Here is a 6703-nt window from a genome sequence, read left to right as displayed (position 1 = left end):
CCCGGTGCGCGGGCCGGCCGGGATCGCGGCGGCGCACCTGGAGGCGCGGCGCTGCGCGGACGCGCTGCTCGCCCTCGGCCGCCGCGGGGACGGCGCCGGCGCGTCCGAGCTGGGCTTCGTCGGCCTGCTCATCGGCGACGCGCGCGACGTCCCCGGCTTCCTCGGCGGCACGCTCGGGCCCGTCCTCGACTATGACGAGCGGCGCGGCACGGCGCTCGTGCAGACCCTCGACGCCTACTTCGGCAGCGGCGGCAGCCTGTCCCGGACGGCGGAGCGGCTGCACATCCACGTCAACACCGTCAGCCAGCGCCTGGACCGCATCTCCCGCCTCCTCGGCGACGACTGGCAGTCCCCGGAACGCGCCCTGGAACTCCAGCTGGCGCTCCGCCTCCATCGTCTCTCTCGTTGAGTCATGGCGTGTCGCCCTTATGCGAGACCGCATAAGGGCGACACGCCACGTGGATCAGGCAGGTGTGGTGACCTTGGCGGGGGCCTGGTCGGCGGGGCGGCGGGCGGTGCGCTTCGCGAGGAGGGCGCGGGCGGTGCCCCAGACGCCGCGGCGGAACACCAGCACCACCACGATGAAGATCGCGCCGGTGATGATCCCGGTCTCCTGGAAGCCGGCCGTGGCGAGGTAGTCGTTCAGCTCCACGATCAGCGCGGCGCCGATCGCGCCTCCCCACAGGGTGCCGATGCCGCCGAGGACGACCATCATCACGGCCTGCCCGGACGTCGTCCAGTAGACGCCGTCCAGGGACGCGAAGCCGTGGCCTATGGCGAACAGGCCGCCGCCCAGCCCGGACAGGGCCGCCGACAGGACGAACACCAGCAGCTTGTAGCGGTCGATGCTGTAGCCCAGCGCGCGCGCACGCGCCGAGTTGTCGCGGATGGACACCAGCACCCGTCCGAACGGCGACCGGACGATCCGCCACGCGACGAACAGGCCGGCCAGGATGAACGGCAGCCCCGCATAGTAGAAGAAGAACGGGTCGGACAGGTCGACGCCGAAGAAGTCCCTCGGGATGCCTTGCAGGCCGTTCTCCCCGCCCGTGACGTCCCGCCACTGGTTCGCGACGAAGTACACCATCTGCGCGAACGCGAGGGTGACCATCGCGAAGTAGATGCCGCGCAGCCGGATCGACAGGTACCCGATCGGGACGGCCAGCACCGCGGAGAACGCCGCGCCGCCGAGGACCGCGACCGGGAACGGCAGCCCGGAGTGCACCGCGATCAGGCCCGTCGCGTAGGCGGCGGACCCCCAGAACGCGGCGTGCCCGAACGACAGCAGCCCGGTGAAGCCGAGCAGCAGGTCGACGGCGGCGGCGAACAGCGCCCAGCAGATGATGTCCATCGCGACGGGCGGATAGACGAACCACGGCAGCACGATCGCCGCGACGAGCCCGATGACCAGCAGCACCGGCCGTCCGGCCAGCCTGGACAGGATCACAGCGCCTCCTCCCTGCCGAACAGGCCCGCCGGGCGCCACAGCAGCACGGCGGCCATCAGGATGAACACCAGCGTCTGGGACAGCGACGGCACGTAGTAGTTGCCGAGCGCCGAGACGATCCCGACCGCGAACCCCGCGGCGACCGACCCGAACACCGAGCCGAGGCCGCCGATCACCACCACGGCGAACACCGTGATGATCAGGTCGGAGCCCATCAGCGGGTTGACCGCCCGCATCGGCGCGGCGAGCACGCCGGCGAACGCGGCGAGCGCGATGCCGAACCCGAACACCGGCGTGACCCAGCGGGCCACGTCGATGCCGAGGGCGCGGGTCAGCTCGGGCCGCTCGGTCGCCGCCCGGACGATCATGCCGACCCGGGTCCGGGTCAGCACGACCCACACCGCACCGCACACCACGACCGACACCGCCAGCACGAACACCTGGTACGCCGGGTAGGTGAACAGGCCGAGGTCCACGGAGCCGCCCAGCGCGGACGGCCGCGGATACGGCTGGGACTGCACGCCGTACTCCCGCTTGACGAGGTCCTGCAGGATCAGCGCGAGACCGAAGGTGAACAGGAAGTTGTAGAGCGGGTCGAGCGGCGCCAGGCGGCGGATGAACAGCCGCTCCAGCACCGTCCCGGCCACGCCCAGCACGACCGGGACGAGCGGCAGCGCGACCCAGAAGTTCACGCCCCAGGAGTCGAGCAGGACGTAGGAGCCGAACGCGCCCAGCATGTAGAACGCGCCGTGCGCGAAGTTGACGACGCCGAGCATCCCGAAGATGACGGCCAGGCCGAGGGCGAGCAGGGCGTAGAACGCCCCGCCCACCAGCCCGTTGAACGCCTGTTGCAGCACGCCGGGCCGCCTACAGCTTGCAGGACGGGTCGGGCTGCTGGAACGCCTGCGCCGCCGGGATCGTCTTGAGGATCTTCTCGTAGTCCCACGGCTCCTTGACCTCGGAGCCGGGCTTCACCTGCGCGATGTAGGCGTCGTGGACGAGGAGGTGGTCCTGCGGCCGGATGGTGCCGGTGGCGGTGAACACGTCGTTGACCTGGTGGCCTTCGAGCTGCTTCACCACGTCGCCGGACTTGTCGGTGCCGCCGCGCTGCACCGCCTCCAGGTACTGCATTGCCGCGGAGTAGTCGGCGGCGTGCACGGCCGTCGGGCGCTTGCCGGTCTTGGCCTGGAACTTGTCCGCCCAGGCACGGTTGCCCTGGTTGGCGTTCCAGTACCAGAAGTCGGTGAAGCGCGTCCCGGCGAGCGCGTCCGGGCCGAGCGAGTGGATGTCGGTGAGGAACATCAGGCCCGTCGCGAGCCCGACGCCCTTGTCCCGCAGCTTGTACTCGTTGTACTGCTTCACGAGGTTGACGAGGTCGCCGCCCGCCTGCATCGCGCCGAGCACCTGCGGCTTCGGCTTCAGCCCCGGCGCCTTCAGCAGGAACGTCGAGAAGTTGTCGTTCGGGAACGGCGTCGGGTCGGACTTGACGACGGTGCCGCCGGTCTCCGTCACGGCCGAGCTGAACGTCTTCTGCATGTCCTGCCCGAACGCGTAGTCCGGGTAGACGATGTACCAGTTCTTCGAGCCGTCCTTGGTGACCTCGCTACCGGTCCCGTGGGCCAGCATGTAGCTGTTGTAGCCGTAGTGGAAGGTGTACTTGTTGCACTGCTTGCCTTCCAGCGCGGTGGACGCGGCGCCGACGTCGATGAACAGCTTCTTCTTGTTCTTGGCGACGGTCGCGACGGCCAGGGCGGCCGACGAGGTCGGCACGTCCACGATCAGGTCGGCCTTCTGCCGGTCGTACAGCTCCTGCGCCTTGGAGTTCGCGATGTCCGGCTTGTTCTGGTGGTCGGCGTCCACCACCTCGATCTTCTTCGCGACGGCCTTGCCGCCGTACTTCGCCTTGTAGTCGGCGACCGCCATCTTCACCGCCTCGACGGCGTTCTTGCCCGACAGGTCCGCGTAGACGCCGGACTCGTCGGTGAGGACGGCGAGGACCACCTTGCCGTCACTGATCTTGCCCCCGCCCCCGCCGGGTCCGCCCGCGCAGCCGGCCAGCAGCGCTCCGGCGGTGGCGAGCGCCGCCGAACGTCGCACAAGTGTCATCGGGGTTCTCCCTGCCGTGTTCCGAGATTTCGAGGTTTCGAGGTGGTGCTCAGATTCCGAGGTAGTCGAGGAGTTCGCCCTCGCGGGCGAGGACCTCGTCGTTGTCCAGCGACTCCACGACGCGGCCCTCCGCGAGCAGGTGGTGGCGGTCGGCCACGGTCGCGGCGAAGTGCACGTTCTGCTCGATGAGCAGGACGGTGACGCCGGCGGCCTTGACCTCGCGCAGGATCGCGCCGATCTGCTGGACGATCAGCGGCGACAGGCCCTCGGTGGGCTCGTCGCACAGCAGCAGCCGGGCGCCGGTCCGCAGCACCCGGGCCAGCGCGAGCATCTGCTGCTCGCCGCCCGACAGCTTCGTCCCGGGGAACCGGCGCCGCTCCCGCAGCCGCGGGAACGTCTCGTACACCCGCTCCAGCGGCCACGGCTCGGCGGCTCCGTCCGGCCGGGCGACGGGCGGGAGGGTGAGGTTCTCCTCGACGGAGAGCGTCGCGAAGACGCCGCGGTCGTCCGGGACGTAGCCGAGCCCGCGGCGGGCCCTCTTGTGCGGGCCGAGCGCGGTGATGTCCTCGCCGAGAAACTCGATCGTGCCCTTGGCGTCCTTGTGCAGGCCCATCAGGCAGCGCAGGAGGGTGGTCTTGCCCGCGCCGTTGCGGCCGACCAGGGTGACGATCTCGCCCTCGTCGACGCGCAGCGACACCTCGCGCAGTGCCTGCGCCTCGCCGTACCAGGCCGACAGTCCGTCAATGCGCAGCATTGGAGTCTCCGAGGTAGGCGGTGACGACGCGGGGGTCGTGGCGGATCTCGGCGTAGGGGCCCTCGACGAGCACCCGGCCCTGCTGCAGCACGGTGACCCGGTCGGCGAGGCTGGAGACGACGCTCATGTTGTGCTCCACCATCACGACGGTCAGCGCCCGGTCGCCGGTCTCGCGGACCCGCTGGATGAGCCGGACGGTGCGGTCGACGTCCTCCACGCCCATCCCGGCGGTCGGCTCGTCCAGCAGCAGCACCTTCGGGTCCAGCGCGAGGGCGAGCGCCAGCTCCAGCGCGCGCTTGCGGCCGTAGGCGAGGGCGCCGGCGGGCGTCGTGCCGTGGCCGTCCAGGCCGACCTGCTCGAGCAGCTCGGCGGCGCGGCCGGAGAAGCGGCGCAGCGCCTTGTCCGAGCGCCAGAACCGCCAGCCGAGCCCGGTCCGGCCGGCGAGCGCCAGCTCGACGTGCTGGAGCGGGGTGAGCTCGGCGAACAGGCTGGTGATCTGGAACGACCGGGCCAGGCCGAGCCGCGCGACGTGCTCGGGGCTGCGCCCGGCGAGCTCGTGCGGGCCGAGCCGGACGCTGCCCGCCGTCGGCTTCAGGAAGCCGGTGAGCAGGTTGAACAGCGTGGTCTTGCCCGCGCCGTTCGGCCCGACCAGCGCGTGCACCGAGCCCTCCGCGACGTCCAGGTCGACGCCGTCCACGGCCCGGAAGCCGCGGAACTCCCTGACCAGGCCGCGCGCCGCCAGAACCGGGGCCCCTCGGACGGGACCGGCCATGCGCCCTCCTCGCGTTCCTTGGGGTGACCCGGACCACACCGGGTCGCCGTGACCGGGAACGCTAAATCGCGCCCGGAGGCCGGACCATGTGAGGCGCACCCACATTCCGGCGGCCCGATACGGGTGTGACCCACATCACGTGCAGGTCACGGCCGCCGGCACATGCCGCCGCACCCGGATATGTGGGCCGCGCACGTGGCCGCGCCCGCGGGCGCTCACGACCATGACGGCACCCGTCCCCGCACCGGGGACCCGCCGAAGGAGCCGGGATGCCGAAAGTCCGCAGCCTCCTGACCGCCAGAGCCCGCACCGGCGCCGCCCTCACGGGCACCGCCCTGGCCGCCGCCGCGCTCACCGCCGCCGTCCCGGCGCAGGCGCAGGCCCGTGCGTGTGCGCCGCGCGCGACCGTTCCGGGCGCCGAGAAGCAGGTCGCCGCGTGCCTCGACGACCTCACCACCGCGGGGACGGTCGCGTCCGGGCACACCGTTCCCGCCGACTGGGCGGGGCTGCAGTCCACCGCGACGCGGAACCCCGCGCACGTTCCGGGCGTCCAGATCGACGGCTACTTCCCCGACACCTCGACGTTCAACACGAACAACGGCTGGAACCACGACGCCCAGTTCGTCATCAGGCTGCCCGAGCACTGGACGGGCGGGCTCGTCGTCGCCGGCTCGCCCGGCAACCGCCGCCAGTACGCCAACGACTTCACCATCTCCGACTGGGCCCTCGCCAAGGGCTACGCCTACGCCGCCACCGACAAGGGCAACAGCGGCACCGAGTTCTACAAGGACGGGAAGCGCCCCGGCGATGCGATGGTCGAGTGGAACGACCGGCTGACCCAGCTCACCCGCGCCGCCAAGAAGGTCGTGGCCCGCCACTACGGGCGCTCACCGCGCCGCACCTTCGCAGCGGGCATCTCCAACGGCGGCTACCTCGTCCGCTGGCAGTTGGAGAACCACCCTGAGCTGTACGACGGTGGCATCGACGCCGAAGGCACGCTGTGGCGTACGGACGGCCCGAACCTGTTCACGTACCTTCCGTCGATCCTGCGCGCGTACCCGTTGTACGCGGCCACTGGCGACCCGTCCGCCCACAAGGCGCTGCTCAACGCCGGCCTTGCGCCGGGCTCGGAGTTCCTGTGGCCGTTCCACGACCAGGTGTACTGGGGCCTCACCCAGACCATCTACCGCAAGGAGTTCGACCCGTCCTATACGGGCGACGAGGCGGACTACAACTACGCCGCGCGCCCCCGGTCCGTCCACAAGGCGGTCGACCGCGTCGCCCTCACCGGCCGTATCCGCAAGCCGCTCATCACCTTGCAGGGCACCTACGACTCGCTCCTGCCGATCAGCACCGACTCCGACGTCTACGCCAAGATGGTCCGCGCGCGCGGCTCCGCGCTCTACCGGTACTACCGCGTAGAGGCCGCCAACCACGTCGACGGCCTCTACGACACCTATCCCGACAGGCTCCGCCCGCTGCTGCCGTGCATGCGCAGCGCGTTCACGGCTCTGGAAGCCTGGACGACGCGTCACCAGTCGCCGCCCGAGAGCGCGACCCTGCCTCGTCCCGCGACCGGCGACATCGTCAACACGTGCTCGCTGGAGGCCACCTCATAGCCGCC

Annotated in this window: 7 protein-coding genes; 2 read left to right on the top strand and 5 right to left on the bottom strand. The window is 71.1% G+C overall.

Going from position 1 to position 6703, the window contains the following annotated elements:
• Positions 1-409 (top strand): PucR family transcriptional regulator (locus tag F9B16_RS32870; RefSeq protein ID WP_192809105.1); only part of this gene is annotated, 409 nt, incomplete at its 5' end.
• 54 nt (positions 410-463) lie between these two features.
• Here the strand turns inward: F9B16_RS32870 and F9B16_RS32865 are convergent.
• The 5 genes from F9B16_RS32865 to F9B16_RS32845 are packed head-to-tail and all read right to left on the bottom strand — an operon-like array spanning position 464 to position 5079.
• On the bottom strand, positions 464-1447 hold the full coding sequence (locus F9B16_RS32865) for a branched-chain amino acid ABC transporter permease (RefSeq protein ID WP_225992155.1): 984 nt from the start codon (positions 1445-1447) through the stop codon (positions 464-466).
• Positions 1444-2304 (bottom strand): branched-chain amino acid ABC transporter permease, encoded by an 861-nt coding sequence (locus tag F9B16_RS32860; RefSeq protein ID WP_151544117.1) that lies wholly within the window; start codon positions 2302-2304, stop codon positions 1444-1446. The genes F9B16_RS32865 and F9B16_RS32860 overlap by 4 nt, the downstream gene beginning before the upstream one ends.
• A gap of 10 nt (positions 2305-2314) precedes the next feature.
• Positions 2315-3553, bottom strand: coding sequence for an ABC transporter substrate-binding protein (locus tag F9B16_RS32855; RefSeq protein ID WP_151544116.1), 1239 nt, complete (start codon positions 3551-3553; stop codon positions 2315-2317).
• 49 nt (positions 3554-3602) lie between these two features.
• Positions 3603-4307 carry an ABC transporter ATP-binding protein gene (locus F9B16_RS32850; protein WP_151544115.1) on the bottom strand — a complete coding sequence of 235 codons (705 nt, stop codon included), beginning with the start codon at positions 4305-4307 and terminating at the stop codon, positions 3603-3605.
• Entirely contained in the window at positions 4294-5079 is a 786-nt protein-coding gene (locus tag F9B16_RS32845) for an ABC transporter ATP-binding protein (protein ID WP_151544114.1), read from the bottom strand. The genes F9B16_RS32850 and F9B16_RS32845 overlap by 14 nt, the downstream gene beginning before the upstream one ends.
• Before the next feature lie 269 nt (positions 5080-5348).
• Here F9B16_RS32845 and F9B16_RS32840 point away from each other — a divergent pair, with 269 nt between their 5' ends.
• Positions 5349-6698 (top strand): tannase/feruloyl esterase family alpha/beta hydrolase, encoded by a 1350-nt coding sequence (locus F9B16_RS32840; protein WP_151544113.1) that lies wholly within the window; start codon positions 5349-5351, stop codon positions 6696-6698.
• The last annotated feature ends 5 nt before the right edge of the window (positions 6699-6703 follow it).

The sequence above is a fragment of the Actinomadura montaniterrae genome, from assembly GCF_008923365.1.
GTDB classification, from domain to species: domain Bacteria; phylum Actinomycetota; class Actinomycetes; order Streptosporangiales; family Streptosporangiaceae; genus Spirillospora; species Spirillospora montaniterrae.
This window is presented reverse-complemented; position numbering and strand designations above follow the sequence as displayed.

What these genes read in the sequence shown, in the direction of transcription:
- F9B16_RS32855 (WP_151544116.1), bottom strand. Translation starts at nt 3,553, where the DNA reads ATGACACTTGTGCGACGTTCGGCGGCGCTCGCCACCGCCGGAGCGCTG.
- F9B16_RS32850 (WP_151544115.1), bottom strand. Translation starts at nt 4,307, where the DNA reads ATGCTGCGCATTGACGGACTGTCGGCCTGGTACGGCGAGGCGCAGGCA.
- F9B16_RS32845 (WP_151544114.1), bottom strand. Translation starts at nt 5,079, where the DNA reads ATGGCCGGTCCCGTCCGAGGGGCCCCGGTTCTGGCGGCGCGCGGCCTG.
- F9B16_RS32840 (WP_151544113.1), top strand. Translation starts at nt 5,349, where the DNA reads ATGCCGAAAGTCCGCAGCCTCCTGACCGCCAGAGCCCGCACCGGCGCC.